We start from the raw sequence: 24,981 nt of genomic DNA on the forward strand, positions 1-24,981 counted from the left end.
CCATGAACCATCGCCTGCAAACGGTGATCGCGCTGTTGCTCGCCGGTTTTTGGGGGCCGCGCTCGGCTATGCCAATCTGAACGGCGGAAGCGGCCTGCTCGATCGGATGGAGGCATCGCTTGCCGATATCCGCAGCGTCGTCATCGGGGCGACGCCACCGCCTCCCGTCGTCTCGATCGTTGCGATCGACGACCGCACCGCCGCCGCCTATGGTTATCCGCTTGACCGGGCAACGCTTGCGCGCCTCGTCAGCGCGATCACCGCCTTGAAGCCGAAGGCGCTGGCGCTCGACATTCTGCTCGTCGATCCGGGGCCAGAGGAGGGCGATGCGGCGCTGACGGCGGCCCTTGCAGAGGTCCCAAGCGTGATTGCGGCCGCGGCCACCTTTGCCAGGAGCAGCCAAGAGGTTACCGATGGTGCTAACGATCCGCTTGCCGCTATCCCCGAGGCAAACCAGCTGCTGCTGCCGCTTGCCCGCTTCGCCGAAGCAGCCGCCGTTGGCATCGTCAATGTGGCAACCGACCAAACCGGCACGCCGCGCTTCATTCCGCTGATTTCGCGCGGCGCAGACCGATTGGATCCGGCCTTTCCGCTGCGCGCCGCGTCGGTGGCGCTCGGCGTCGATCCGACCATCGAACGTGATGCCATCATGCTCGGCGCGTTGCGCATTCCCACCGATATCGGCCAGCGCCTGCCGGTGACCTTCTATGGTGGGCGCGGCAGCATCGCCACCTTCAGCGCCGCCGATGCGCTTGACGGCAAGCTTTCGGCGGATGCGGTCGCAGGACGGATCGTCGTCATCGGCTCGACGGTCGCTGGCGGCGGTGACGTCTTCCCGACGCCGTTCGATCCGGTCATGCCCGGCGTCGAGGTGATGTCGACGGCGATCACCCATCTCGTCACCGGCGACGGCATGGTGCGCGATCACAGGATGAGGCTGATCGATGCCGCCACGGCCGTCGGATTGCCGCTGGTGTTCGTCTCGTTGATCGCCTGGCGGCGGAGTGCGGCTGGCTATATCATCATCGTGCTGACGCTGATCGTCTGGGCGCTGCTCAATCTGTCGGCTTTTGCGCATGGCTACTGGCTGAGTGCGGCGCTGCCGATGGCCGCGGCGCTGCCGCCGGCGCTGATTTTCGGTGCCGCCGAGCTCTGGCTCGACCGCGGCCGCGCCCGCCATTTCGCCGAGCAGAGCGCGCGGCTGCAGCGCATCGAAGCGCCGGGCCTTGGCGAGTGGCTGGCGCGGGATCCGAATTTCCTTGCCCAGCCGGTGCGCCAGAACGCGGCCGTCATCTTCATCGATCTCTCGGGTTTCACCGGCCTCAGCGAAAAGCTTGGGCCGGTCAAGGTCAGCGAGGTGCTCAGCGGCTTCTTCGAACTGATCGACGAGGAGGCACGCGCTCACGGCGGCGCCATCACCAGCTTCATGGGCGACGGGGCGATGATCCTGTTCGGCCTGCCGGAGCCTGCCGATGACGATGCCGCCCGCGCCGCTGCCTGCGCCGTCAGCCTGTGCGAGCGCACCCGGGCCTGGCTTCAAGCGCATGCGGGCTTTGCCGAGAAGAAGATCGGCTTCAAGGTCGGCGCCCATTGCGGGCCGATCGTCGCTTCGCGGCTCGGCACCGGCGATCGGCAGCAGATCACGGCAGCGGGCGACACCATCAATGTCGGCAGCCGGCTGATGGAGGTGGCAGCCCTCCATGGCGTCGAGCTGGCGCTGAGCGCCGAAATCGTCCGTGCGGCAGGCCACGACAGCGCGCTGCTGCAGGTCGGCCGGATGGAGGGTCCGTTGGAAACGGCGCTGCGCGGCCGGGCAAGCCATATCGACACCTGGCTGTGGCGCAGCCGCACGCTTTGACAATCGCCGCCGGAGCGGCTAGGAACGGCGCAAATACCCCGCCGGCTGGCTCCGGCCATGGCGCAGTTCGCGCCTGACAGCTCCGAAAGATCGAACTCATGACAGAATTCAACGGCGTCGTTCCGGCGATCGCCAAGGCGTTGCAGAAGCGCGGTTACGCCGAACTCACCCCGGTGCAGAAGGCGATGCTCGATCCCAACCTCGCCGCCTCCGACGCGCTGGTCTCGGCCCAGACCGGTTCGGGCAAGACCGTCGCCTTCGGCCTGGCGCTGGCGCCGACGCTGCTTGAGGGCGGGGAACGCTTCGGCAATGCCGGCGCGCCGCTTGCGCTTGTCATCGCCCCGACGCGCGAACTCGCCCTGCAGGTGAAGCGGGAGCTCGAATGGCTCTATGAGATGACCGGCGCGGTGATCGCCAGCTGTGTCGGCGGCATGGACATCCGCAGCGAGCGCCGCTCGCTCGAACGCGGCGCCCATATCGTCGTCGGCACGCCCGGCCGTCTTTGCGACCATATCCGCCGCAGGGCGCTCGACATGTCGGAACTGAAGGCCGCCGTGCTCGACGAGGCCGACGAGATGCTCGATCTCGGCTTCCGCGAAGATCTGGAATTCATTCTCGATTCGGCGCCGGACGAGCGCCGGACGCTGATGTTTTCGGCAACAGTGCCGGCGGCGATCGCCAAGCTTGCCAAAAGCTATCAGCGCAACGCCGTGCGGATCAGCACCGCGGCTGAGGCAAAACAGCATGTCGATATCGAATATCGCGCGCTGATGGTGGCGCCGAGCGACCGCGAGAATGCGATCATCAACGTGCTGCGTTATTACGAGGCGACCAACGCCATCGTCTTCTGCTCGACGCGCGCTGCCGTCAATCATCTGACCGCGCGCTTCAACAACCGCAATTTCTCCGTCGTAGCGCTTTCCGGCGAGCTGACGCAGAATGAACGCACCCATGCGCTGCAGGCGATGCGTGACGGGCGCGCCCGCGTCTGCATCGCGACCGACGTCGCTGCTCGCGGTATCGATCTGCCGGGTCTCGATCTCGTCATCCATGCCGACCTGCCGACCAATCCGGACACGCTGCTGCACCGCAGCGGCCGCACCGGCCGGGCCGGCCGCAAGGGCATCAGCGCCATGATCGTGCCGCTGAATGCACGGCGCAAGGCTGAGCGCCTGCTTGAGAATGCCGGCATTTCGGCCGCCTGGGCGCGGCCGCCGTCGGCCGAAGAGGTAAATGAGCGCGACGACGAACGGCTGCTTGCCGATCCGATCTTCAGCGAAGCGCCGCAGGAGGAAGAACAGGGGCTGGTGCAGCAGCTGCTTTCCAGCCACGGCGCCGAAAAGCTCGCCGCCGCCTTCCTGCGTCTCTACCGCACTAACCATTCGGCGCCGGAGGACCTGATCGAGGTCACCGTGCAGGACGGGGGCAGCCGCAAGCGTCGCGACAATGCGGAGCCTTACGAGCCGGCGCAGAAGGGACCGCGCGAGGATTTCGGCGCCAGCGTCTGGTTCTCCGTTTCGGTCGGCCGCAAGCAGAATGCCGAGCCGCGCTGGCTGATCCCGATGCTCTGCCGCAACGGCAATGTCACGAAGCGCGAAATCGGCGCGATCAAGATGCAGCCCGAGGAAACCTTCGTGGAGATCGCGGCAGCGAGCGCCGAAAGCTTCCTGGCGGCGATCGGCCCGAACAAGGCGCTCGAACGCGGCATCCGCGTGACCAAGCTCTCCGGCACGCCGGATTTCAGCCGGGCGCCTGCGCCAAAACCCTATGCCGGCAAGCCATCTCGCGACGAGCGGCCGGACGACACATTCCGCGGCGAGCGGCCGAAGAACAAGTTCGGCAAGGGTCCGGGCGGCGGATATGCCGCGGCCGATAATAGCGGCGGGGACAAACGGGATAGCAAGCCCTGGAGCAAGAAGCCGGGCAAGCCCGCGTTCGATGGCCCGAAGTCCGACAAGCCGAAATACGAAGGCCCAAGATCCGACGCCCCAAGATATGAGGGTAAGGGCGGCGCCGGACCAAAAGCTAAGTTCTCGAAGAAGAAGCCCGGCTGATTATGCCGGCAGCCCTACGCTGGTCCGGCGGAGGGCTTTGGGCCGTATCCCTGAGGGAGGCAAGGATGGTGATGGAAACGGCGATCCTCAGCGTCCCGGTTTTCAGTACGCTCTGCAATGAGGCCTTCCGGCTGCGGCGCGCTATTTTCGTGTATGAGCAGAAGGTTCCCGAAGCCGAGGAATTCGATGCCGACGATCTCAGCGCCCATCATCTCGTTGCCGTCACGGCAGGCGAGGTCTCCGGCACGTTGCGGATCATCTACGCCGAGGAACATGTGAAGATCGGGCGGGTTGCGGTTGCAAGCCAATGGCGCGGCCAAGGCGTTGCAGCCGCAATGATCGGGCAAGCGATGGACCTGCATCGCGCTGCCCGCGACAACCGCTTCTATCTGACAGCGCAGGCGGACAAGTTGCCGCTCTACGAGCGTTTTGGCTTCGTTGCCTATGGCGCGGAATTTCTTGACGGCGGGATGCCGCACCTTGCCATGAAGAACTACTGAGCTTCGGCGGCAGGAGCAGATGCCGATGAAACGCCCCGGTATGCCGAATCCCGATCCGGCCGCCTTCATCAAGGCCAACCTGCCGATATCACCGGTTCCCGCTATCCCGGAGATTTGCCTTCATACGGCAGGGCCTGCGAGCGGGCTCTGGCGGCTTTCCGGCCGCAGAGAGGCCGATCCGCCGCCTTACTGGGCCTATCCCTGGGCCGGCGGCGCCGTGCTTGCCCGCCATCTGCTCGACCGGCCGGAAATAGTCGTGGGTCGCCGTGTCCTCGATCTCGGCGCCGGCTCCGGGCTCGTCGCTATCGCGGCGGCAAAGGCCGGAGCAGCTACGGTGACGGCGGTCGACATCGATGCTAATGCCATTGCCGCGATCGGCCTCAACGCAGCGACTAACGGCGTCAACATCGTTGCCGTCGCCGCGGATATCATTGGGGATTCGCCGCCAGAGACAGACCTCCTCGTTGTCGGCGATCTGTTCTACGATCCAGGGCTAGCCTTGCGGGTGATGGCCTTCCTGCGGCGTTGCCAGGCGCGCGGCATCGAGGTGCTGATCGGCGATCCCGAGCGGGCCTACCTACCGCAGGACGAATTCAGGCGAATCGCCACCCATGCGGTTGCGGATTTCGGGGCGGGCAAGGGGGGCAAGGCTGTGCAGGCGGTCGTCTTCTCGCTCTCCGGCAATAGCTGAAAGGCGAGATCAACATTTAGCCTAGCTGCCCGCATTACCTCATCGTCAGCAGACAAATGACCGCGTGGCCGATGCCTGCGGGCTGGCCTTTATTTTTTTGCATCAGCGGCAGGCAGCGGATGAACTACAGTAATTGGGATTGATGCCGAAAGTGACCGGAACGAACTCGTCGAGACATCTATCATCGGTGGAACCGTCGATGTTAACGTCCGCCTGCCAAGTCGTTGTCCCCTCTGGCGGATAATAGGTTTTTCCAAAGCATTGACGCGGCGTTGCACTCTTCGGCAAGATTCCAAGTCGTATCAGGTCTTGAACGTCATTTTGTTGAGCCAATAGCTCCTTTTCCATGAAATCGGTCACAAATGCTCGAACTTCAGGGTAGTTCGTAGCGCAACTGTTTACGGCAAGGTCCTCGTTGCCCCGATGCGCGATGATGATGTAACCGATGGATCCGGCTTGTTGCTTGCGTGCCATAGGCTTGCTTCCATCCAGGATCGTATGGCCTTTCAGCACACTGAGTTTTTCAATCAGCGACCGATATCGTCTGAGCTGCTCGTCCATACGATCCGAGCAAAGTACCAGAGTTCTTGGCGTCGCTGCGTCTTTCAAATCGGAGCTTAACCAGTCAATCGCCCAGGGAGCGTTGGTGTTAGCAGGGGGCTCCAGTGCGGGGCCTCCTTCTACCGCCGCAACGGCGGACGAATAGGCCGTGAGAAGGACGACAGCCGACATCATGCAGCTAGATAACATTGGCATCACCTACAAACGTGGCTCCTGCGCGTTCATCATCAGGCAGAAGCGGTATACGCTCAAACGTGGAAATAAATTACACTGTAATATCAGGCCAGAAGGTCCGGCCGCAACAGCATGACCGGGCAGGGCGCTCCGGCCAGCAGTCTCCGGCGCATGTGGCGGGCGGATGACGAGGCAATCGGCTGCGGCGAAGACCTTCATCATCGAGGAATCCTGCTTGCCGAAAGGCTCGGCGAGCCAGTGGCCGGCGGCGGATTTTGACAGTTTTGCCCGGATATAGTCCTGACGGTGGTCGTTGGCGCGCAGCGGGGTGGCCGCCTCGACGGTTGTCTCGCGCTGCACCGGCGGCAGGGAGGCGAGTTTGCGGATCAGCGGTTCCAGGAAAAGCAGCGAGCAGACGAGGCTCGAGACCGGATTGCCGGGCAGGCCGAGCACATGGGTCTCGCCGAAGCTGCCGACCATCAGCGGTTTGCCGGGACGCATGGCGATGCGCCAGAAATCCAGTTGCATGCCGGCTTCGATCAGCGTGGCCTGCACCAGATCATGGTCGCCGACCGAAGCGCCACCGAGCGTGACGATCACATCGACCCCGGCATCCCGGGCCGTGTCGATCGCCGCGGTGATCCTGGCCTTGTCGTCAGGCACGATACCGAGATCGAGCACATCGGCGCCGGCTTTGCGGGCAAGGGCTGCAATACCAAACGTATTGGATGCGATGATCTGTGAAGGGCCGGGCGTGCTTCCGGGCGGCAGCAGTTCGTCGCCGGTCGCGAGGATGGCGATCAGCGGGCGCCGCAGCACTTCGACATCAGGCCGGTTCATGCCGGCAGCGACTGTCAGCCGCGAGAAATCGAGCACGGTGCCAGCCGGCAGCACCGCTTCGCCCTCGGCAAAATCCTGGCCGCGGGGACGCACGTGCTGGCCCTTCCGCACCGGGAAATTGGTTCGGATGCCGCCCTCGATCTTCTCGGCATCCTCTTGCAGCAGGACGCTGTCGGCGCCCGACGGAACAGGCGCGCCGGTGAAGATGCGGACGGTCTCGCCCTTGCCGACGCTTCCTTCAAAGGCATGGCCGGCTGAAGATGTGCCGATGACCTTCAGCACGGCGCCCGGCTCCGGCGCATCGTCACGGCGCAGCGCATAACCATCCATGGCCGAGGCGTTGAAGGGCGGTTGGGTTATCCCGGCCTTGAGATCGACGGCCAGGACGCGGCCTTCGGCCTCGGCGAGCGGCAGCGTCTCGGACGCAGCAGTGGGTTTTGCGCGAGAGAGCAAGCGGTTCAGGGCGTCGGCGACCGGGAGAAGGTTCATCTTGCCTCCGGATGACGGAAATCGCCGGATTTTCCGCCGGACTTTTCAAGAAGCCGGATGCCGCCGATCTCCATTGCCTTATCGGCGGCCTTGGCCATGTCGTAGATCGTCAGACAAGCGACCGAGACGGCGGTCAGCGCCTCCATCTCCACACCGGTCTTGCCGGTCAGCTTGGCGGTCGCCGTAACGCGCAGGCCGGGCAGGGCGGCATCTTCCTCGATCTCGACCGTGACCTTCGTCAGCATCAGCGGATGGCAGAGCGGGATGAGATCGGCGGTGCGTTTTGCCGCCATGATGCCGGCAAGGCGCGCCGTGCCGATCACATCACCCTTCTTGGCATTTCCTTGGACGATGAGAGCAAGCGTTTCCGACGCCATCTTCACATGGCCCTCGGCAGTGGCGATGCGCACCGTCTCGGCCTTATCGGAGACATCGACCATATGTGCCTCGCCGGAGGCACCGATATGGGTCAGACCGGGCTTTGCGCCGCTCATATCATTCGGCCGCGATGGCGGCTTCGCCGAAGAGCAGTGCGCGGGTGGCGGCGGCGACGTCCTCCTTGCGCATCAGGCTCTCCCCGACAAGGAAGGTATTGATGTCGACGGCCTGCAGGCGCTGGCAATCGGCATGGGTGAAGATGCCGCTTTCGCCAACCAGGAGCCGGTCATCAGGCACCATGGGGGCAAGCGCCTCGCTGACGGTGAGGCTGACCTCGAAAGTACGCAGATTGCGGTTGTTGATGCCGATGAGCGGCGAGGAGAGTTTCAGCGCCCGCTCCATCTCCTCTGCGTCGTGGACTTCGACCAGCACGTCCATGCCGAGGGCGAAGGCCTCGTCCTGCAGGCGTTCGGCTTCATCGTCGGACAGCGAGGCCATGATCAAGAGGATGCAATCGGCGCCCCAGGCGCGGGCCTCGTGCACCTGATAGGTCTCGAACATGAAATCCTTGCGCAGCGCCGGCAGCGCGCAGGCAGCACGGGCGGCTGTCAGAAATTCCGGCGCGCCCTGGAAACTCGGACTGTCGGTCAGCACCGAAAGGCAGGCGGCACCGCCGGCCTCATAGGCGCTGGCCAGCGACGGTGGATCGAAATCCGGGCGAATGAGGCCCTTCGAGGGGCTTGCCTTCTTGATTTCGGCGATCAGGCCGAAGCGGCCGGCATCACGCTTGGCAATGAGCGCCTTGTGGAAGCCGCGCGGGGCGGACTGGCCGGTCTGCATCGCCTTCAGATCGGCAAGCGACACTGTCGCCTTGGCAACGGCGATCTCTTCGCGCTTGTAGAGTTCGATCTTCTTCAGGATATCGGTCATCGGGCAATCCTAGTCGATATCGTTGGAAACGGCGATGAGTTTGTCGAGGGCGAGCGCGGTGGAGCCACTATCCAGCGACTGCGTGGCCAGCGTCATGCCGTCGCGGATCGTCTCGACCTTGCCGGCGATGACGAGCGAGGCGGCGGCATTGGCGAGCGAGACATCGCGATAGGCATTCTTGGCGCCGCCGAGCACCTCGCGAAGGGCCGCGGCGTTGGCGACACCGTCACCGCCCTTGATATCCGCAAGCACGCAAGGGCTGACGCCGAAATCGGCGGGCGAAAGCTCGAAGGTGCGGATCTTGCCGTCTTCGAGTGCCGCCACTTGTGTGACGCCGGTGGTAGTGATCTCGTCGAGGCCGTCGCCATGGACGACCCAGACGCATTCGGAGCCGAGATCGCGCATGACTTCGGCAAGCGGCACCAGCCATTGCGGCGAGAAGACGCCGAGCAGTTGGCGGCGAACGCCGGCCGGATTGGAGAGCGGCCCGAGCAGGTTGAAGATCGTCCGCGTGCCGAGCTCGACCCTTGAGGGGCCGACATGGCGCATGGCGGAATGATGAAGCTGCGCGAACATGAAGCCGACGCCGGCCTCGGCGATGCAGCGAGAGATGATCTCAGGGCCGACATCGAGCTTGACGCCGAGTGCGGCGAGATTGTCCGCCGCGCCCGATTTCGAGCTCAGCGCCCGGTTGCCGTGTTTTGCGACGGGGACTCCGGCGCCGGCGACGATGAGCGCCGCCAGCGTCGAGATATTGTAGGTGCCGCTGGCATCGCCGCCGGTGCCGACAATGTCGATCGCATCGGCCGGCGCTTCGACGGTCAGCATCTTCGAGCGCATCGCGGTGACGGCGCCGACGATCTCGTCGACGGTTTCACCGCGCACACGCAGCGCCATCAGGAAGCCGCCGATCTGCGAGGGCGTCGCCTGGCCGGACATCAGGATGTCGAAGGCGGCGCGGGCCTCGTCACGCGTCAGCGGCTCGCGGCTTGCGGCCTTGGCCAGGAACGGCTTCAGATCGGTCATAGGGCCTCCTAACGAAGCGTCGCCTGCTCGGCGAGCGTCTGGTTGATCTGCGCGCCGTACTGCGTCTGCAGCACGTTGACCATCTGATCGAGAATATCGTCGCCGGCGGCGTTGGCCATGGCGGTGATCTGGGCATCGCGGTTGTTCAGCGCGTCGCTAGTCGGCTCGCTGTTGACCTCGGTGACCTTCATCAGGATCTGCGTCGACGGATCGGCGCCGACGGCACTCGCGACCGCATCGACGGGGCCGGAGAAGGCGGCGGTGACGCCGGCGCGGCCAAGCACCGGATCATCGGTGGCGCGGGTGAGGCCGCTCTTGCTTTCGACGGCGATGCCGAGCGGCGTTGCAATATCGGCAAGCGCGGTGCCCTTGGCGGCTTCGGCCTTCAACGCCTCGGCCTTCTTGGCAAGTTCGGCCTTCTGCTGTTCCGCCGTCCAGTCTTCGACCGCCTTTTCGCGCACTTCGGCGACCGGGCGCTCGCGGGTCGGGGTAATTTCGCGGACGTTGAACCAGACATAGCCGTCATTGCCAATCGGCAGCGGCGGCGCATCGACGCCGACCTCGGTCTTGAAGGCTTCGCCGAGCAATTGCTGCTTGACGGGAATATCCTTGACCTCTTTGCCGTCCTTGTCGGCGCCGGTCATATCGACGGCGTCGACGGTCACGGCCTTGAGCTTCAGCTGGCCGGCAATATCCTCAAGCGTGGCGCCGCCGGCGCGCAAATCCTCGATGCGGTCATGAACGTTGATCACTTCCTGCGAAGCGTTGGAAAGCGCCAGCTGCTTGCGGATGTCTTCCTTCACCTCGTCGAAATTCTTGGTGGTTTCCGGCTTGATGTTGGTGATGCGAAGGATGACGGAGCCGAAGGAGCCCTCGACGACAGGTGTCGTGCCGCCGTCCTTCGAAACGGCGAAGGCCGCATCGGCAACGGCCTGGTCGGGAACCTTGTCCTTGGTGAATTCGCCGAGCAGCACGTCGCTTGCCGTCTTGCCCTGGTCGGAGACCAGCTGATCGAAGCTAGTGCCGCTCTTCAGTGCGGTTTCGGCGGCAGCGGCAAGATCCTTGCTGGTGAAGGTCAGCTGTTCGATTGTGCGGCTTTCCGGCGTGCGGTAGGTATCCTTGCTCTTGTCGAAGGCTTCGTGGATCTGGTCGTCGGTGACGGTCGCGGCGTCGGCGATATCGGCGGGCTGCAGCGAGAGATAGACGAGCTTGCGGTATTCAGGCGCCTGGTAGCGCTGCTTGACGCCATCGAACCACGTCGCCAGCACGTCGTCGGCAGGCGCCTTGATCGGCTCGATATTGGCGTTGGTGAGCAGCAGATAGTCGATGCTGCGGCTTTCATTGCCATAGAGCTTCAGAGCGTCGACCAGCGTCTTCGGCGCGGTGAAGCCGTTCGAGATGGCATCGACGACCTGGCTGCGGACAGCGACCTTGCTGCGCTCCTTGATGTAATCGTCCTGGCGGATATTGGCGTTGCGCAGGCGCGAGATGAAGAGTTCTCGGTCAAATTTGCCGTTGACAGCCTTGAAAGCCGGATCGTCGGCGATCAGCTGGGCGAGGCGATCTTCGGACAGGCCGAGGTTCATGTCTTCGGCGAGCTGGTCGAGCGAGGCGCCGGCGACGAGCTGGGAAAGCACCTGCTGCTCGACGCCGAAAGCGCGAGCCTGTTCCGGAGTGAGACGCGTGCCGAACTGCTGGCCGAGACTTGCCACCTGGCGCTGGTAGGCGAGGTGGAATTCGTTGACGTCCACATGCTGATCGCCGACGGTCACGACCGTGGTGCTGTTGCTGCCGGTAATCAGCGACCGGGAGACGCCCCAGATGCCGAACGACGCGACCAGCAGAAGCATCAGCAGCTTGGCGACCCAGGTCTGAGCGGCTCTTCTCAGGATATGGAACATAGAAACGCAAACCTCGCAGTATCATTGAGCCGCGCGCGGGCGGACATTCGACGTTCCTTAGAACAAACCCGACAGGAAATGAAGAGTTTGTCGCGCGAAAAGCTGCGCCGGGCGGCGGTGGCCGCGTGGCGGCCCTGCGGCCAACAAAAGATCGGCTGCGGCGGAACCTTTCGGGCCGCCATTTCGTTGAAGCGGCATCCCATGCAACAGGAGCAGACCATGGCTGAATTGAAAACCGCTTCCGCCGAATCCACCGCTGCACGCGTCAAGGCTGATATGGCAGCAGACGACCTGTCGGCGCAGGTCGCAGCCCTTCGCAACGATCTCTCCCGGCTGACGGAAAGCGTGGTCGCGCTCGGGCAGGGGGCAAAGTCGGCGGTTACCGACGAGGCGTCGTTGATGACGGAGCAACTGCGCGACAAGGTTCGTGAAGAACCGCTCATGGCGCTCGCGGTGACGGCAGGCATCGCCTATGTTTTCGGCCTGTTGAGCCGCCGCTGAAAGACAATTCGAGACAGAGAAAAGCCGGACGCGAAGCGCCCGGCTTTTAACTATGTCTGCGGCAATCAGCGACGGATGACGCGGCCGACGAAAATCAGAATGCAGGCACCGACGAAGCCGGTGATCAGATAACCCAGCCAACCGGCCAGCGGCTGGATGTGCAACAGACCAAGGATCCAGTTGGCAACGATAGCGCCGACGATGCCGAGCAATATGTTCATGAGCAAACCCATATTGCTGCTCATGACCTTTTCCGCCAGCCATCCGGCGATGCCACCGATGATAATGGCTGCAATCCAACCCACGCCTGCGTTTTCCATGGTTATCTCCCTCCTGGCAAAACGAGTCACAGAATGCACGAAACGAAAGGAAGTTCCACTCCCAGTTACGAGATTGCCTGCCGCTTCAGCGACTTATGTGACTTACGGCTGCAGCACGGTAACAGGGGAGTGCAAGGCGTATGAAGCAATCTGGAACAACAGGCCGGCAATGGCAATCATCGCGAAACCTAACGGCATGATCAGGCTTTTGGTAAACATTGTTCCTCTCCCCCTTTGCATAAAGCATAAGCGGAAGCGGACGACGCGCAAGTATATTATTAATGAATAGTTAAGTATGGCATTTAACTAAAATGTATTACATTGGCGAATGCTGAAATACTTGCAGAAATTGAAATGTTGCTTGTCTGTCATTTGAGAGTGCGCGCGCAAGGATCCGGGTCCATCGCGCTCGGCGGTTTGCGGAAGCTGACTGGCGGCAGCAACCTCTATGTCCGGTGGACGACGAGCATGAAGACGAGGAAGGAGGCTGTCGCAACGGTCGCGGCGAAGGCAATCTGATAATCCATGTCGTGAACCCCGGTTGGATGGCTTCCATAAACGCCGGTGGCGCCATTGAGTTCCCGATGCGGTTCGCGCTAAACGCCCGCGGATTGATTTTGCCGGGGATTGCATCATCTTTCCCTGATCGCCATTCCATCCGGGGAAAACTTGATGACAAAAACTGCAATCGCCTTCGCCTGCATTTACCTGCTCACACTTTCCGGCTGCGGCAACACCGCATACGGGCTGAAGAAGGATGGACAGGAGGCGAGCCACGCCATGGACAATGCGACACATCGGGTGCTTTCCGCAGGCGCCAAGAAGTAAGGCGGGCGCCAAGAAGTATGGCGCGGGAAAAGAATCACGGCGAAAAAAGCCCGCCTGGGGTGAGGCGGGCTGGCAATAACAGGAGGAATGGACGGATAGACGCCGTCTCTGCTAATAATGCACTTCCTTAAGCGCTTGGCTTTACGTCATTCGACGTATCCGCCACCGTTCCAGCAGCAGCCTATACGATCAGGCTTCGGAATCGGATCAGAAGTTGCCCCAGTTCTGGGCGCGGGCACGGGCACGAATAATCCGGTATTCGCGACCGCCATAGAGCGAGCCGATTGTCAGCATAAGCGTCAGAACGTCCCAGATGATATGCATTTTATCCTCTTAGGTTGGACGGGCTCTGCCGTCGATCGGTTGATGCAGAATAGCAATCTTTCGAATGTGCTTATATGACAAGAAATCGGGATAAGCAGGAAGCGGGCAGGGCGCGCCTCACGCGGAGGATAGCCGGCCTATGACGATTTTCTCCGTCCGCCACATCACGTCCTATCGTTACGTCAGGGATGTCGATTTCGGCGAGCATCGCTTGATGTTCCGGCCGCGCGACAGTTTCGACCAGCGGCTGATCGAAGCGTCGTTGGCGATATATCCCGAGGAAAGCCATGTGCGCTGGATCCACGATGTTTTCGGCAATTGCGTGGCGCTCATCGATATTTCGAGGCCGGCGTCCGAGCTTCGTTTCGAAACCTGGATCACGCTCGATCATACGCCCCAGGTTGCCCTCGATCTCAAGGTCGACGATCAGGCGCTGACCTATCCATTCTCCTACGACAAGGACGAGATTGCCGATCTGACGCCGGCGATGCAGCGCCATTATCCCGACCCCAACGACGAGGTCGGACGCTGGGCGCGCCAGTTCGTCCGCCAGGGGCGTCCGACGGAAACCGGGCATATGCTGATGACGCTCTGTTACGCCATTCGCGAAAGCTTCGCTTATGCCCGCCGGATGGAGCACGGAACGCAGACGCCGCTGCAGACTTTGCAGCTTCGCTCCGGCACCTGCAGGGATTTCGCGCTGCTGATGATGGAAGCCGCACGCGTCCTCGGCCTCGCCGCGCGGTTTGTGACGGGCTATGTCTATGTTCCCGACCGGGACGGCTCCACCGTGCTCGGCGGCGGCTCCACCCATGCATGGTGCCAGGTTTACCTTCCCGGCGCCGGCTGGGCGGAGTTCGATCCGACCAACGGGATCGTCGGCAACCGCGATCTCATTCGCGTCGCCGTCGCCCGCGATCCGCGCCAGGCCGTCCCGTTAAGCGGCAGCTATGATGGCGATGGGACGGATTTCGACAGCATGACGGTGCAGGTCAACGTCACCACCAAGTAATCCTCGATTTGAGCGCGGCGACGGTCGCGGCTGCGGGAACCGGGCAGCACGATCGACGTTGCATAGTCACGCCATCTGGGCGGGATGCGAGGACGCCACCATGAAAATACGCGCCGGGTTTCATCTGGGCTATGAATGCATACAGCCGACGCCGATGCTGCTCGCCCTCAACATTCATCCTTCCCGCCGCGCCGATCTTCTCAGCGAGCAGGTGCTGGATTTCGACCGGCCGATCGAGGCCTGGGAATATACCGACGGTTTCGGCAATGCCTGCAGCCGGATCGTCGCCCCGGCTGGAGTGACGACGATTTCCACCGAGTTCGAGATTTACGACAGCGGCCAGCCCGACGTCGTTCCCGACGATGCCGTCCAGCACGCGATCAACGACCTGCCGGACGAGGTGCTCGTCTTCCTGCTCGGCAGCCGCTATTGCGACACCGACAGGCTTGCCGATTTCGCCTGGGCAACCTTTTCATCGACGCCGCTTGGCTGGGCGCGTGTCCAGGCGATCTGCGATTTCGTCCACGACCACATCACCTTCGACTACCTGAAGGCCGACCTGCTGCGGACCGCGCATGGCGGCTTCGTCGACAAGGCAGGTGTCTGCCGCGACTTTGCCCATCTCGCCATCGCGCTTTGCCGATGCATGAATATTCCAGCCCGATATTGCACCGGCTATCTCGGCGATATCGGCGTTCCGATCGATCCCAATCCGATGGATTTCAGCGCCTGGTTCGAGGTCTTTCTCGGCGGCCACTGGCATACGGTCGATGCCCGCCACAACACACCGCGCATCGGCAGGATCCTCATGGGGACCGGCCGCGACGCCACCGACGTCGCAATGTCGACAGCCTTCGGGCCGGCAGTGCTTTGCCGCTTCGAGGTGATCACCGAGGAAGTGCCGCAGGAAGCGGCTGATAAGGCCGATCCTATGCCTTCTTGAGGAATTCCGTTTTCAACACCAGACCCTTGACCTGCTTGGTGTTGCATTCGATCTCGCCGGGATTGTCGGTCAGGCGAATGCCCTTGACCAATGTTCCACGCTTCAGCGTCTCGGAAGTTCCCTTGACCTTGAGGTCCTTGATCAGCGTCACGGAATCGCCGTCATGAAGCTGGCTTCCGTTACTATCCTTTATGATGATGTCGTCGGCCATGATGTTCCCGCCTGATAAATTCGTTCAATGATCTTCGGCGGGTAATCACGTCGACATGGGATAGTCAACTATCACGAACGGATCGATCGTCTGCCCGCGGTGCTCCGTCGCCAGTCGATCACGTCGCCGCGCAGGCATCCCGAACGCAGCCGCGCAGCCAGCGATGGCCCGGATCGGCATCCATCCTCGGATGCCAGAGCAAGGAAAGCGTGATCTCGGGGATCGGAACGGGCAAGGGAAAACTGTGCATTTCCCGGCGCAATGCGCCTGTGTGCCGTTCCGGAACACAGGCGATCAGATCCGAGGCGCGGGCGAGCGCCAGCGCCGTGGAAAAACCGCCGACGATGGTGGCAATCTGGCGTTCGAGCCCGAGCGCATCAAGAGCTTCATCGATCGGTCCCTTGTCGAGCCCGCGCCGCGAGACGGTGATGTGCCGGCCGGCTACATATCGGGCGGGCGTGATCTCGCCCTGGCAGAGCGGATGCCCTATCCTCACCACGCCGACGAAACGGTCGCGGAACAAGGCCTGCGCCCGCAGCTCCGGCCCCATCGTTTCGCCGACGACGCCGGTTTCCAGGTCGACGGTTCCGTCGCGCAACGGGGCGCTGTCCTTATCCGGTTTCTGCACGAAGCGCAGCCGCACGCCCGGCGCTTCACCACCGAGGCGGGCGATCAGATCGGGTCCGAAGGTCTCGGCGAAACCTTCGCTGATGCGCAGCGTGAACGTCCGGACCAACCGTGTGAGATCAAGCGCCTCGGCAGGGCGCAGCACCGCTTGCGCTTCCTCGACGATCCGGCCGACCCGCTCGCGCAGTTCGAGCGCTCGGGGCGTGGGGACGAGGCCGCGGCCGGCGCGCACCAGCAGCGGATCGCCCGTCGTCTCGCGCAGTCGCGCCAGCGCCCGGCTCATGGCCGACGGGCTGAGCCGCAGCCTGTGGGCGGCGCGGGCAACGCTGCCCTCGACGAGCAGCACATCCAGGGTGACGAGCAGGTTGAAATCGGGTGTCGACATGCATCCGATATAACACAGCTTCATATGGCGTCCAACGCACGAATAGAATGCAAATGCTGCGCGTTCCGCCATACCGCGCGGAGGACTATGTTTGCCGGCGGCTCCCTTTCCGGAGCGAGAAAAACGGAGTCTACGGTGAAACCGATCATTACAGAGCGCGGCGAGGCCGCCGCCGAACGCCCCTATTCCGTCCGCTGGGCACTCGCCAGCCTTTCCCTCTCGATTCTGCTGCCATCGCTCGGCACCAGCATCGCCAATGTCGGCCTGCCGAGCCTGGCGCGGGGGTTCGACGCCGCCTTCCAGGATGTCCAGTGGATCGTGCTCGCCTATCTCCTTGCCATTACTACTTTGATCGTCAGCGTCGGGCGGCTCGGCGATGTCACCGGCCGGCGACGGCTGCTGCTCACCGGCATCCTGCTCTTCACTCTGGCCTCGGTCCTCTGCAGCCTCGCGCCGACGCTGTGGCTGATGATCGCGGCGCGCGCGCTGCAGGGTCTGGGCGCGGCAATCATGATGGCGCTGACCATGGCCTTTGTCGGTGAAACGGTGCCGAAGACGAGGACCGGCAGCGCCATGGGGCTGCTCGGAACGATGTCGGCGATCGGCACCGCTCTTGGGCCCTCGCTCGGCGGTCTGCTGATCGCCTGTTTCGGTTGGCCGGCGATCTTCCTCGTCAACGTGCCGCTCGGCTTGGCGACCTTCGTTCTCGCCTATCGCCATCTGCCGGACGATATCGGCGGAAGGAAGAAGGATCGGGCCGGCTTCGACATGGTGGGCACGCTGCTGCTTGCCTTGACGCTTTCGGCCTATGCGCTGGCGATGACGATCGGGCATGGCAGCTTTGGCCTGTTGAACCTCGCCCTGCTGCTCATTGCCGGTTTCGGCGCCGGTCTCTTCGTCTTCGCCGAGGCGAGAACGGCATCGCCGCTGATCCAGCTGGCGGTGTTCCGCGACCGCGTGCGCACCGCCAGCCTGGCGATGAACGGGCTCGTCTCGACTGTGATGATGGCGACGCTGGTGGTCGCGCCCTTCTATCTCTCCCGTACGCTCGGGCTCAACGAGGCGCTGGTTGGCACCGTCATGTCGATCGGTCCGGTGATCTCGATCCTCAGCGGTGTCCCGGCCGGTCGCCTGGTCGATCGCCTGGACACGCCCTTCGTGGTTGCTGCAGGGCTCGTCGCCATGGCCATCGGTTCCATCGCTCTCGCCGTGCTGCCCGGAATTGCCGGCTACATCGCCGGAATCGCTCTGCTGACATCAGGCTATCAGTTGTTCCAGGCGGCCAACAACACGGCCGTCGTGGCGGATGTGCAGCCCGACCAGCGCGGCGTCATCTCCGGCGTGCTCAACCTGTCGCGCAATCTCGGGCTGATTACCGGCGCATCCGTCATGGGGGCCGTGTTCGCGTATGGATCGGGGAGCTCAGAGATCGCCGCGGCACGGCCCGAGGCCGTTCATTCAGGTATGCAGATCACCTTCGGCGTCGCAGCCGCATTGATCGCCATCGCGTTGACCATCGCGGCCGGGACCTACCGGCGGCGAACCAGTTCCGCAGGAGCATGAACCGCAACCGCAGCGCTCTAACCGGATCTATCGAGTAAGCTCTCCTCCAGGGGATTATGCATTCAGCCGTAGAACTCAGACCAAGGTCCGATCGGTCCCGGACTTCGTGCCCCATACCAACCTTCGATCGTTGCAATAGCTTTGCGGAATGAGTCGAATTTCGGAGCTTTTAGTGTGACCAAGATCATCATTTTGGGGATGATAGTGATGCCGGCTATCTTTTGGGGTTCTGTTGGCGTCTGGATCTATTCGCTGCTTTCGTGAGCGGCTGTGGCTTCAGTCCCCATCGCGATTGCTGTGCAGCAATACGGGCGAGGCTCAACAGATCGCTGATGGCAAGGAGATCGACAGTCGAACGGGCGAGGCGGCCGGGCTTCGTGACAATGAGCGTGTCGGCCTCGCGCACTTAGTCTGCAGAATCATTCGGCGGCATGCTGCTCGCAGCGCGCAAAGGAAACGAGCTCGTCTTTCTCGGGGAGTGGGAACCGGCTTTAACGAGCGTTCCGCGAATGGACGCCGGGAGAAGATGGAAAGCTGATCATCGCAAGCCTGCTGTCGATTGCAAAACGCGGTCCTAGTCGATCCGCGCCCTGTTGCTGAAACCGACTGTCGGGCGTGGACGCATGACGGCAAGTTGCGGCACACGTCATCTAAACGGTTGCGCGACACTGATAGTCCGGCGGTTATGAGGCAGAATAGTCCGCCCAGCGCGGTTACCGCCCTCAATTGAGGATCCCCAGCAGACCTAAAGTAATTGGGATCAAATTGGCTGTGCTAACAACGACGAAAACGGGCCAAGCTATCAAGAATTTTTCTTTCGGCTTCGCAGTAAAGCGATCATCATCAGGGAATTCCGAAAATTGGGGTCCGAAATCTTCGCTGAAATCGAAGCCATTTTTATAATAGAAGATGATCGATCTGACATACCAATACCAACTCCAGCCACAGATGCCGCCCACCAGGCAGAAGGGCAGCCACAGGGCGACCCTGTCGGGCGTTGTCATGGTTTCTCCTCCGGCCGCGATGCCTTGTTGCAGTCGACGCAACCCGAAGGATATGCGGGCATATGCTTTATCGGAGGAGCCGGATAGTACCTATAGACGCAGCCGCCGAGGAAGGGCACCAATAGACATATGCAAATGAAGCGAGGCATCATTTCAGCACTACAACAAGCACCGCGATTCGTGTAAAGGCGCCGCCCAAATCGTTAAGCTTCCGTCGGTCCGTTGTGCGCCATCAGCTATACGCTATCGATGGGTCCGACAGCGCGTCTGGATGCCGCAGCATTATTGCAGATCTTCGTTGACTGTATGGCAAGCGAGTTGGAATATCACCTCGGAAGGTTTGGAAAAATACACACGCTTTTCAACAGGTTGCTGGCGGAAGAGGTGGGATTCGAACCCACGGTACGGTTTCCCGCACGCCGGTTTTCAAGACCGGTTCCTTAAACCACTCGGACACTCTTCCATCTGATTGAAAGGTTGAGAAACCACATTCCATTGACTTCTTCCAACCGGCAGTTACTGCCGGTTTGCGCCCCAATCACTCGATGGCTGGGTTTTAGCAGCTTTGATAGCAGCGTCAACGTGCTCTGCAGCATTTGCCGGCATTCCGTTATGGCGTGCCAGTCAGTCTGAGCGTGACCGAGTCTCCGGTGTTTGTCAGCCTGCGCGGGCCGATCGCAGTTCCAGTGCAGGGGTGCTATTGACCAACTCCATGCCGGTGAACAACTCCACCCTGTTGCGACCGTTATTTTTGGCGCTGTAAAGCGCCTGATCCGCACGCTTCTGGACGTCTAGTTCCGTGAGGCCCGCTTCCCACAGCGCCACACCTGCGCTGACGGTCGGGGAGACCTGTTTTCCGTCGAAGACGAGACTCAAGGCGTTGACCGCCTCACGTATCTGCTCCGCGAGTGCGAAAGCAGAGGCTTCGGTTTCGCCGCGAAGGAAGAGGCTGAACTCCTCGCCGCCCAGCCGACCAAAGACGCTGGACCGGGGTATGCTGTCAGCAATCGTCCGAGCAACACTTACGAGAACAATATCGCCTTTGTCGTGTCCGAAGCGATCGTTCACGCTCTTGAAAAAGTCGATATCGATCAGGACGAATGCGTCTCCGGGCCCGAGGCTTTTGGGAAGTGAGCTGAAGAAATGCTGCCGATTGGGAACGCCGGTCAGCATGTCGGTATTCGCAAGTCTGGTAAGCTTCTCTTCGGCTCTTTCCTGTACGAGCACGAGCACGAACAGAGCCACCGCGAAATGACAGATAATCAGCAAAAAGAATGCGTAGCGCGGGGGAAGAGGCGCATCGTTCGGAAAGATGAAACCGACCACGACCAAAGCTGAGAGAGATGTCGCGACAAAAATAGCCACGGAAAGACCGAACCGCGCAGTAAGGCGCTCCTGAAAGAAGTCGCGGGCGATCACTAACCCCGACAAGGCCAGCAGAAGGGCGGCGTTGCCGTTGAACACGGATGCTCTGAGCCCATTGTCCACATACCACGGCGTGATCGCCGCACTAAGCGTCAGGGTGACAGGCAGGAGCATCGGCCACCAGTCTCGAAGGGAGCTGTGACGCCGGCTGAGGCCAAAAAGACCCACCGCCATCAGCCCGTAACCATTGGCACCAAGCGAAAAACTCCAGAGTGTCCTGGCATTATTGGACATGTGAAGACGCTCATCCAAACCTGCCAGCGTCGAGGCGATCGCGAGCAAGGAAAAACCGACGGCGAGTACGCCAAGCCCTGGCGTCGCTCCAGAGCGCCATCTCACGTAGAAGAAGCAGATTGCTCCGACGATGAAGGAAGACTTGTGTAGAAGAAGGACTGTCGCAAGATCCATTGCCGGAACCCGATATGAGATGAGAAGCGGGGCCGGAATAGCGGCTAAAATCTACTTTTCGGTGAACGCTGCGGGACAATGCGACGGAGGCAATCGCTGTTCTTTAGTGTTGACGAGCTTCGCAGGCCGGCGGGAATTTGCGGGTCGGCGCGTAACTCGTTCCCGGGCAAGCTCTTTGAAACTTATGTCGGAGACATGAGATCTAGCCTCCGTCTGATCCGAGGCCTTTCGGACCATTGAGCTGGTTCATATCCTCGCAGAGAGAGCGAACCGCTTCCATCGTCACCGCAAGTGCCGACATCAGCATTGCGATGTCGCTCTCTTGATCCAGCTGGGAAAGCGCACGCGCCCGAACATTCAGCTGCCGGCTCACAGTGTCGAGCTGCGTTATGGTTTCATCGTTCATAGTGATCCTCCACAGGCATAACCTTCAAAGCCTTTCGCGGACATTTCGTTCCCGGAGAGGATCGAGGCAGATCGGCGATGGAGCCGTGCCGGCGGCGTTTCAATATGGAGCTTTTCGGGCGTCTGAAGCGGCCGGATGTTTACTATATGCCCCGCATCGGCACGGGAATTTCAGGCTTCTTTGCGGCAGTGGCAGGGCAGGGGGACAGGGCTCGCATTAGCGATTTGTAAACCATAATCACTAGAATTATGACTATCGCTGCGAAATCGTTCGTAAATTTGCCACGAACTTCGCAAGATTAAACCCTCGTTAGGCGGGCGGGGATAAGGCGTATTGGCCCAGTATGGGGCAAAGTTCCTTAACCATAACGATCTTTGAGCGGCGTGGGACATATGAAATTGGGATACGGGGCGGCGTCTTTCGCAACGACAGCACGGTGGCTGGCGGTATCGGCGATGTGTGCGACGGTTGCGGCGTGCGGCACGACCCAGGCCGTGCCGAAGAAGAAAGGCCACGGCAAAGAATATTTCTCCGAATCCGAATATGGCGTGAAGGCGAGCCCACGGGTCGCCACAGGCAATAATATCCCGAAGGGCGGCGGCCGCTACATCGTCGGCAATCCTTACGAGGTGAAGGGCAAGTGGTATTATCCGAAAGAAGACTTCGCCTATAACAAGGTCGGCGTCGCCTCCTGGTATGGCTCGGCCTTTCATGGGCGCCTGACGGCGAACGGCGAAGTCTACGACCAGATGCATCTTTCCGCCGCGCATCCGACCTTCCCGTTGCCGAGCTATGCGCGCGTCACCAATCTCGAAAGCGGTTCCTCCGTCATCGTGCGCGTCAACGATCGCGGCCCCTATCATGAAGGTCGCATCATCGACCTGTCGAACAAGACGGCTGACATGCTGGATCTGCAGCACAGCGGCACCGGCAAGGTGCGCGTGCAATATGTCGGCCGCGCCCGCATGGACGGCCACGACATGCCCTATCTGATGGCTTCCTACGTGCCGAAGGGCAGCCGTATTCCCGGCGTCAATCCGGAAGGCCAGATCGCAACCGGCGTGATGGTCGCCTCCAACAGCCGCAAGATCACCCGCGACCAGCTGCAGAGTTCGGAAGATTACGAGACGCCGGCCAACGTGCCGGTACCGATGTCGGCGACTTCCTATGCCGGCTCGACACCGAGCGCCCGCTATAATACGGCGCCCGCTGTTGCTCCCGGCGCCCATGTCTTGGTCGCGCCGCAGGTACCGTCCGCCAACAATGCCTCGCAGGCCTTCGACCAGATGGTCGTGCTGCCGGAGATCGGTCCTATGCCCTATGAACGGCCGCTCGGCTCCCTCGCGCTGGGCTACCAGAACGACGACGTGAAGACGGTGACCGTTGATCTCGCCTTTGACGCGGTGATGGCGCGCAATGACGGGCTGACGCAGGAGTCCATCTTGGCCTCGGCCAAGCGTCATCAGGCCAAATTCGCCGCCCGCTGAGCGCGGCGATTGCATCGGATTTCCTCTCACTCTAACCTCCTGACGACACGCCGCTCGATCGATGGAAGCGCCTGATGCTGAAGCTTGTGCTTCGCCTTTGTTTCACCGCAATTCCGGACGCAAAACCGCTACGGACTTTTGCTGGAATTGCTCTTGCATGCCTCATCCCGTTGACCACCGGAGCGCTTGCGGCCGATAGCGGGGCCGCTGGTTTCGCCACCAAGGCGGCGCAGGCCTATATGATCGAGGCCGCCACCGGCACGGTGCTTCTCGCCAAGAACGAGGACCAGGGCTTTTCGCCCGCTTCGCTCGCCAAGCTGATGACGATGGATCTCGTCTTCGACGCGTTGACGAAGGGTCAGATTACCTTCGATACCGCATATCCCGTTTCCGAATATGCCTGGAGAACCGGCGGCGCGCCGTCGAGGACGGCAACGATGTTTGCCAGCCTCAAATCGCGCGTGCGCGTCGAGGACTTGATCAAGGGGATCGCCATCCAGGGCGCCAATGACAGTTGCATTATCCTCGCCGAAGGCATGGCTGGCAGCGAGCAGCAATTTGCCGAGTCGATGACGCGGCGCGCTCGTGAGCTCGGCATGGAAAAAGCCGAGTTCGGCAATTCCACCGGTCTTCCCGATGGAAAGAGCAAAGTGACGGCGCGCGAGATGGTGACGCTCGCCACGGCCCTGCAAAAGTCCTATCCGAACCTCTACCCCTATTTTGCGCAGCCGGATTTCGAGTGGAACAAGATCTTCCAGCGCAACCGCAATCCGCTACTCGGGCTCGATCTCGGCGCCGACGGGCTGGCAACCGGCTTTACCGAGGGCGAGGGTTATTCGATCGTCGCGTCGGTTGAGCGGGACGGCAGACGGCTGTTTCTGGCGCTTGCCGGCATTGCTTCCGACAAGGAGCGGACGGAGGAGGCCAAGCGGGTGCTCGAATGGGGGCTGACGGCCTTCGAGAACCGGCAGATCTTCGCCGAGAACGAAGTGATCGGCGCTGCCAGCGTCTATGGCGGCACGGCGCGCACCGTCGATCTCGTAGCCAAGGCGCCGGTCAGCGTCTATATTCCGATCAGCAATCCCGACCGGCTGTCGGCGCGCATCATTTATCGCTGGCCGCTGACGGCACCGGTGACGCCGGACACCCAGGCAGGCACACTCAGGATTTTCGCGGGCAGCCGGCTGCTCAGGGAAGTGTCGCTCTATACAGTGCAGGGAGTCGGCGAAGGCTCGCTCAGCAGCCGGGCTGTTGACGCCATGTTGGAACTCGGCGAATCGCTTTTCTTCTCCTGGCTGTGGGACAAGTCCGCGCCGGGCTGAACGCCGGCTTTCCGATGCAATTTGCCGGGAAAGGTGAATATGTCGCCGCGTCGAAAGGTTTTCCTTCCTGCTGTCTTCGGATAGATAGAAGAAGCAAGGCGCGTGCGGCGCCTGGAATGCGGGAAGTTGTCATTGTCATCCGGTACGGGATTGTTCGTTACGTTTGAGGGCGGGGAAGGCGCTGGGAAATCCACGCAGATCCGCCGCCTCGCCGAGGCGCTGAAGGGCGACGGTCACGATGTGCTGGTGACGCGGGAACCGGGCGGATCGCCGGGCGCCGAGGCCGTGCGCCACGTGCTCCTGTCGGGGGCCGCCGAGGCCTTTGGCACGCGGATGGAGGCTATCCTGTTTGCGGCGGCGCGCAACGACCATGTCGAAGAGGTGATTCGCCCCGCACTGGCTGCCGGCAAGATCGTGCTCTGCGACCGTTTCATGGATTCCTCCCGCGTCTACCAGGGCGTCACCGGCAATCTCGAGCCCGATTTCATCGAGACGCTGCAGCGCATCGCCATTAACGGCGTCATGCCGGATTGTACCGTGATCCTCGATATCCCCGCCAAGATCGGGCTGGAGCGGGCGCAGAAACGCGCCGCCGCCGACGCTCCCGATCGCTTCGAGAAAGAGCGGCTCGAAACCCACGAGAAAAGGCGCGAAGCCTTTCTCGATATCGCCGCCCGCGAGCCGGAGCGCTGTCACGTGATCAACGCCATGCAGAGCGAGGAGGCGATCGCCGCCGAGATCGTGGCGATCGTCCGGCAGCTCATGTCGCCTGCAGGCCGTGCGCGCATGCCGGAAGCCGCACATCATGAGTGA

At 62.0% G+C, this 24,981-nt stretch carries 22 protein-coding genes, 1 tRNA gene and 2 pseudogenes; 12 read left to right on the forward strand and 13 right to left on the reverse strand.

What is annotated here, in order from left to right; genetic code table 11:
- The first annotated feature begins 2 nt into the window (after positions 1-2).
- The 4 genes and pseudogenes from MF410_RS07705 (at position 3) to MF410_RS07720 (ending at position 5,103) form a co-directional block, all read left to right on the forward strand.
- Positions 3-1,858, forward strand: a pseudogene (locus MF410_RS07705) (adenylate/guanylate cyclase domain-containing protein).
- A gap of 98 nt (positions 1,859-1,956) precedes the next feature.
- Positions 1,957-3,912, forward strand: a complete 1,956-nt coding sequence (locus MF410_RS07710) for a DEAD/DEAH box helicase (RefSeq protein WP_239620303.1) — start codon at positions 1,957-1,959, stop codon at positions 3,910-3,912.
- Between the two features lie 65 nt (positions 3,913-3,977).
- Positions 3,978-4,412 carry a GNAT family N-acetyltransferase gene (locus MF410_RS07715; protein WP_012757525.1) on the forward strand — a complete coding sequence of 145 codons (435 nt, stop codon included), beginning with the start codon at positions 3,978-3,980 and terminating at the stop codon, positions 4,410-4,412.
- Between the two features lie 25 nt (positions 4,413-4,437).
- Positions 4,438-5,103, forward strand: coding sequence for a 50S ribosomal protein L11 methyltransferase (locus tag MF410_RS07720; protein WP_012757524.1), 666 nt, complete (start codon positions 4,438-4,440; stop codon positions 5,101-5,103).
- A 102-nt stretch (positions 5,104-5,205) separates the two neighbouring features.
- Here MF410_RS07720 and MF410_RS07725 read toward each other — a convergent pair whose 3' ends face one another.
- From MF410_RS07725 to MF410_RS07750, 6 genes and pseudogenes are all read right to left on the reverse strand, one after another.
- Positions 5,206-5,838 carry a hypothetical protein gene (locus MF410_RS07725; protein WP_313903795.1) on the reverse strand — a complete coding sequence of 211 codons (633 nt, stop codon included), beginning with the start codon at positions 5,836-5,838 and terminating at the stop codon, positions 5,206-5,208.
- 104 nt (positions 5,839-5,942) lie between these two features.
- Positions 5,943-7,167 (reverse strand): annotated as a pseudogene (gene glp / locus MF410_RS07730) (gephyrin-like molybdotransferase Glp).
- On the reverse strand, positions 7,164-7,661 hold the full coding sequence (moaC, locus tag MF410_RS07735; protein ID WP_012757521.1) for a cyclic pyranopterin monophosphate synthase MoaC: 498 nt from the start codon (positions 7,659-7,661) through the stop codon (positions 7,164-7,166). The pseudogene glp and the gene moaC overlap by 4 nt, the downstream one beginning before the upstream one ends.
- 1 nt (position 7,662) lies before the next feature.
- Positions 7,663-8,475: an indole-3-glycerol phosphate synthase TrpC gene (gene trpC / locus MF410_RS07740; RefSeq protein ID WP_017994115.1), complete on the reverse strand. Its 813-nt coding sequence runs from the start codon at positions 8,473-8,475 to the stop codon at positions 7,663-7,665.
- A gap of 9 nt (positions 8,476-8,484) precedes the next feature.
- Positions 8,485-9,501: an anthranilate phosphoribosyltransferase gene (trpD, locus tag MF410_RS07745; RefSeq protein ID WP_239620305.1), complete on the reverse strand. Its 1,017-nt coding sequence runs from the start codon at positions 9,499-9,501 to the stop codon at positions 8,485-8,487.
- Positions 9,502-9,509: 8 nt separating this feature from the next.
- Positions 9,510-11,402, reverse strand: a complete 1,893-nt coding sequence (locus MF410_RS07750; protein ID WP_131710998.1) for a peptidylprolyl isomerase — start codon at positions 11,400-11,402, stop codon at positions 9,510-9,512.
- A 219-nt stretch (positions 11,403-11,621) separates the two neighbouring features.
- On the opposite strand from MF410_RS07750, the gene MF410_RS07755 reads away from it, so the two are divergent.
- A complete protein-coding gene (locus tag MF410_RS07755; RefSeq protein ID WP_003573046.1) occupies positions 11,622-11,903 on the forward strand; it encodes a hypothetical protein in 282 nt (93 codons plus the stop codon).
- A gap of 65 nt (positions 11,904-11,968) precedes the next feature.
- Here MF410_RS07755 and MF410_RS07760 read toward each other — a convergent pair whose 3' ends face one another.
- The gene (locus MF410_RS07760) at positions 11,969-12,223 is read right to left on the reverse strand and encodes a GlsB/YeaQ/YmgE family stress response membrane protein (protein WP_131710997.1); all 255 of its coding nucleotides are present in this window, start codon (positions 12,221-12,223) and stop codon (positions 11,969-11,971) included.
- Positions 12,224-12,895: 672 nt separating this feature from the next.
- Here MF410_RS07760 and MF410_RS07765 point away from each other — a divergent pair.
- From MF410_RS07765 to MF410_RS07775, 3 genes are all read left to right on the forward strand, one after another.
- Positions 12,896-13,051, forward strand: a complete 156-nt coding sequence (locus MF410_RS07765; RefSeq protein ID WP_097628852.1) for an entericidin — start codon at positions 12,896-12,898, stop codon at positions 13,049-13,051.
- A gap of 463 nt (positions 13,052-13,514) precedes the next feature.
- The gene (locus MF410_RS07770) at positions 13,515-14,387 is read left to right on the forward strand and encodes a transglutaminase family protein (RefSeq protein ID WP_097628853.1); all 873 of its coding nucleotides are present in this window, start codon (positions 13,515-13,517) and stop codon (positions 14,385-14,387) included.
- A 100-nt stretch (positions 14,388-14,487) separates the two neighbouring features.
- Positions 14,488-15,330: a transglutaminase family protein gene (locus MF410_RS07775; RefSeq protein ID WP_097628854.1), complete on the forward strand. Its 843-nt coding sequence runs from the start codon at positions 14,488-14,490 to the stop codon at positions 15,328-15,330.
- On the opposite strand, the gene MF410_RS07780 is transcribed toward MF410_RS07775, so the two are convergent.
- Together MF410_RS07780 and MF410_RS07785 are read right to left on the reverse strand one after the other, a co-directional pair.
- Positions 15,317-15,541, reverse strand: coding sequence for an alkylphosphonate utilization protein (locus tag MF410_RS07780; RefSeq protein ID WP_097628855.1), 225 nt, complete (start codon positions 15,539-15,541; stop codon positions 15,317-15,319). The two genes, MF410_RS07775 and MF410_RS07780, sit on opposite strands and share 14 nt — an antisense overlap.
- Before the next feature lie 118 nt (positions 15,542-15,659).
- Positions 15,660-16,553 (reverse strand): LysR family transcriptional regulator, encoded by an 894-nt coding sequence (locus MF410_RS07785; protein WP_097628941.1) that lies wholly within the window; start codon positions 16,551-16,553, stop codon positions 15,660-15,662.
- An 87-nt stretch (positions 16,554-16,640) separates the two neighbouring features.
- Here MF410_RS07785 and MF410_RS07790 point away from each other — a divergent pair, with 87 nt between their 5' ends.
- The gene (locus MF410_RS07790; RefSeq protein WP_097628856.1) at positions 16,641-18,116 is read left to right on the forward strand and encodes an MFS transporter; all 1,476 of its coding nucleotides are present in this window, start codon (positions 16,641-16,643) and stop codon (positions 18,114-18,116) included.
- 722 nt (positions 18,117-18,838) lie between these two features.
- Here the strand turns inward: MF410_RS07790 and MF410_RS07800 are convergent.
- From MF410_RS07800 to MF410_RS07815, 4 genes are all read right to left on the reverse strand, one after another.
- The gene (locus MF410_RS07800; RefSeq protein WP_097628857.1) at positions 18,839-19,120 is read right to left on the reverse strand and encodes a hypothetical protein; all 282 of its coding nucleotides are present in this window, start codon (positions 19,118-19,120) and stop codon (positions 18,839-18,841) included.
- Positions 19,121-19,493: 373 nt separating this feature from the next.
- Positions 19,494-19,583 (reverse strand) — tRNA-Ser (locus MF410_RS07805).
- A 194-nt stretch (positions 19,584-19,777) separates the two neighbouring features.
- Positions 19,778-20,953, reverse strand: coding sequence for a GGDEF domain-containing protein (locus MF410_RS07810; RefSeq protein WP_131710952.1), 1,176 nt, complete (start codon positions 20,951-20,953; stop codon positions 19,778-19,780).
- Between the two features lie 202 nt (positions 20,954-21,155).
- Entirely contained in the window at positions 21,156-21,359 is a 204-nt protein-coding gene (locus MF410_RS07815) for a hypothetical protein (protein ID WP_097628858.1), read from the reverse strand.
- Positions 21,360-21,751: 392 nt separating this feature from the next.
- Between MF410_RS07815 and MF410_RS07820 the strand changes: the two genes are divergently transcribed.
- From MF410_RS07820 to tmk, 3 genes are all read left to right on the forward strand, one after another.
- Positions 21,752-22,846, forward strand: a complete 1,095-nt coding sequence (locus MF410_RS07820; protein WP_097628859.1) for a septal ring lytic transglycosylase RlpA family protein — start codon at positions 21,752-21,754, stop codon at positions 22,844-22,846.
- A gap of 164 nt (positions 22,847-23,010) precedes the next feature.
- On the forward strand, positions 23,011-24,168 hold the full coding sequence (locus tag MF410_RS07825; RefSeq protein ID WP_275593032.1) for a D-alanyl-D-alanine carboxypeptidase family protein: 1,158 nt from the start codon (positions 23,011-23,013) through the stop codon (positions 24,166-24,168).
- Between the two features lie 132 nt (positions 24,169-24,300).
- Positions 24,301-24,981, forward strand: coding sequence for a dTMP kinase (tmk, locus tag MF410_RS07830; protein WP_097628860.1), 681 nt, complete (start codon positions 24,301-24,303; stop codon positions 24,979-24,981).

The sequence above is a fragment of the Rhizobium sp. C104 genome (assembly GCF_022354505.1).
GTDB lineage: Bacteria > Pseudomonadota > Alphaproteobacteria > Rhizobiales > Rhizobiaceae > Rhizobium > Rhizobium redzepovicii.

Bases quoted from the DNA above. Each gene is read 5' to 3' on its own strand.
- MF410_RS07710 (WP_239620303.1), top strand. From the start codon at position 1,957: ATGACAGAATTCAACGGCGTCGTTCCGGCGATCGCCAAGGCGTTGCAG.
- MF410_RS07715 (WP_012757525.1), top strand. From the start codon at position 3,978: ATGGTGATGGAAACGGCGATCCTCAGCGTCCCGGTTTTCAGTACGCTC.
- MF410_RS07720 (WP_012757524.1), top strand. From the start codon at position 4,438: ATGAAACGCCCCGGTATGCCGAATCCCGATCCGGCCGCCTTCATCAAG.
- MF410_RS07725 (WP_313903795.1), bottom strand. From the start codon at position 5,838: ATGATGTCGGCTGTCGTCCTTCTCACGGCCTATTCGTCCGCCGTTGCG.
- moaC (WP_012757521.1), bottom strand. From the start codon at position 7,661: ATGAGCGGCGCAAAGCCCGGTCTGACCCATATCGGTGCCTCCGGCGAG.
- trpC (WP_017994115.1), bottom strand. From the start codon at position 8,475: ATGACCGATATCCTGAAGAAGATCGAACTCTACAAGCGCGAAGAGATC.
- trpD (WP_239620305.1), bottom strand. From the start codon at position 9,501: ATGACCGATCTGAAGCCGTTCCTGGCCAAGGCCGCAAGCCGCGAGCCG.
- MF410_RS07750 (WP_131710998.1), bottom strand. From the start codon at position 11,402: ATGTTCCATATCCTGAGAAGAGCCGCTCAGACCTGGGTCGCCAAGCTG.
- MF410_RS07755 (WP_003573046.1), top strand. From the start codon at position 11,622: ATGGCTGAATTGAAAACCGCTTCCGCCGAATCCACCGCTGCACGCGTC.
- MF410_RS07760 (WP_131710997.1), bottom strand. From the start codon at position 12,223: ATGGAAAACGCAGGCGTGGGTTGGATTGCAGCCATTATCATCGGTGGC.
- MF410_RS07765 (WP_097628852.1), top strand. From the start codon at position 12,896: ATGACAAAAACTGCAATCGCCTTCGCCTGCATTTACCTGCTCACACTT.
- MF410_RS07770 (WP_097628853.1), top strand. From the start codon at position 13,515: ATGACGATTTTCTCCGTCCGCCACATCACGTCCTATCGTTACGTCAGG.
- MF410_RS07775 (WP_097628854.1), top strand. From the start codon at position 14,488: ATGAAAATACGCGCCGGGTTTCATCTGGGCTATGAATGCATACAGCCG.
- MF410_RS07780 (WP_097628855.1), bottom strand. From the start codon at position 15,541: ATGGCCGACGACATCATCATAAAGGATAGTAACGGAAGCCAGCTTCAT.
- MF410_RS07785 (WP_097628941.1), bottom strand. From the start codon at position 16,553: ATGTCGACACCCGATTTCAACCTGCTCGTCACCCTGGATGTGCTGCTC.
- MF410_RS07790 (WP_097628856.1), top strand. From the start codon at position 16,641: ATGTTTGCCGGCGGCTCCCTTTCCGGAGCGAGAAAAACGGAGTCTACG.
- MF410_RS07800 (WP_097628857.1), bottom strand. From the start codon at position 19,120: ATGACAACGCCCGACAGGGTCGCCCTGTGGCTGCCCTTCTGCCTGGTG.
- MF410_RS07810 (WP_131710952.1), bottom strand. From the start codon at position 20,953: ATGGATCTTGCGACAGTCCTTCTTCTACACAAGTCTTCCTTCATCGTC.
- MF410_RS07815 (WP_097628858.1), bottom strand. From the start codon at position 21,359: ATGAACGATGAAACCATAACGCAGCTCGACACTGTGAGCCGGCAGCTG.
- MF410_RS07820 (WP_097628859.1), top strand. From the start codon at position 21,752: ATGAAATTGGGATACGGGGCGGCGTCTTTCGCAACGACAGCACGGTGG.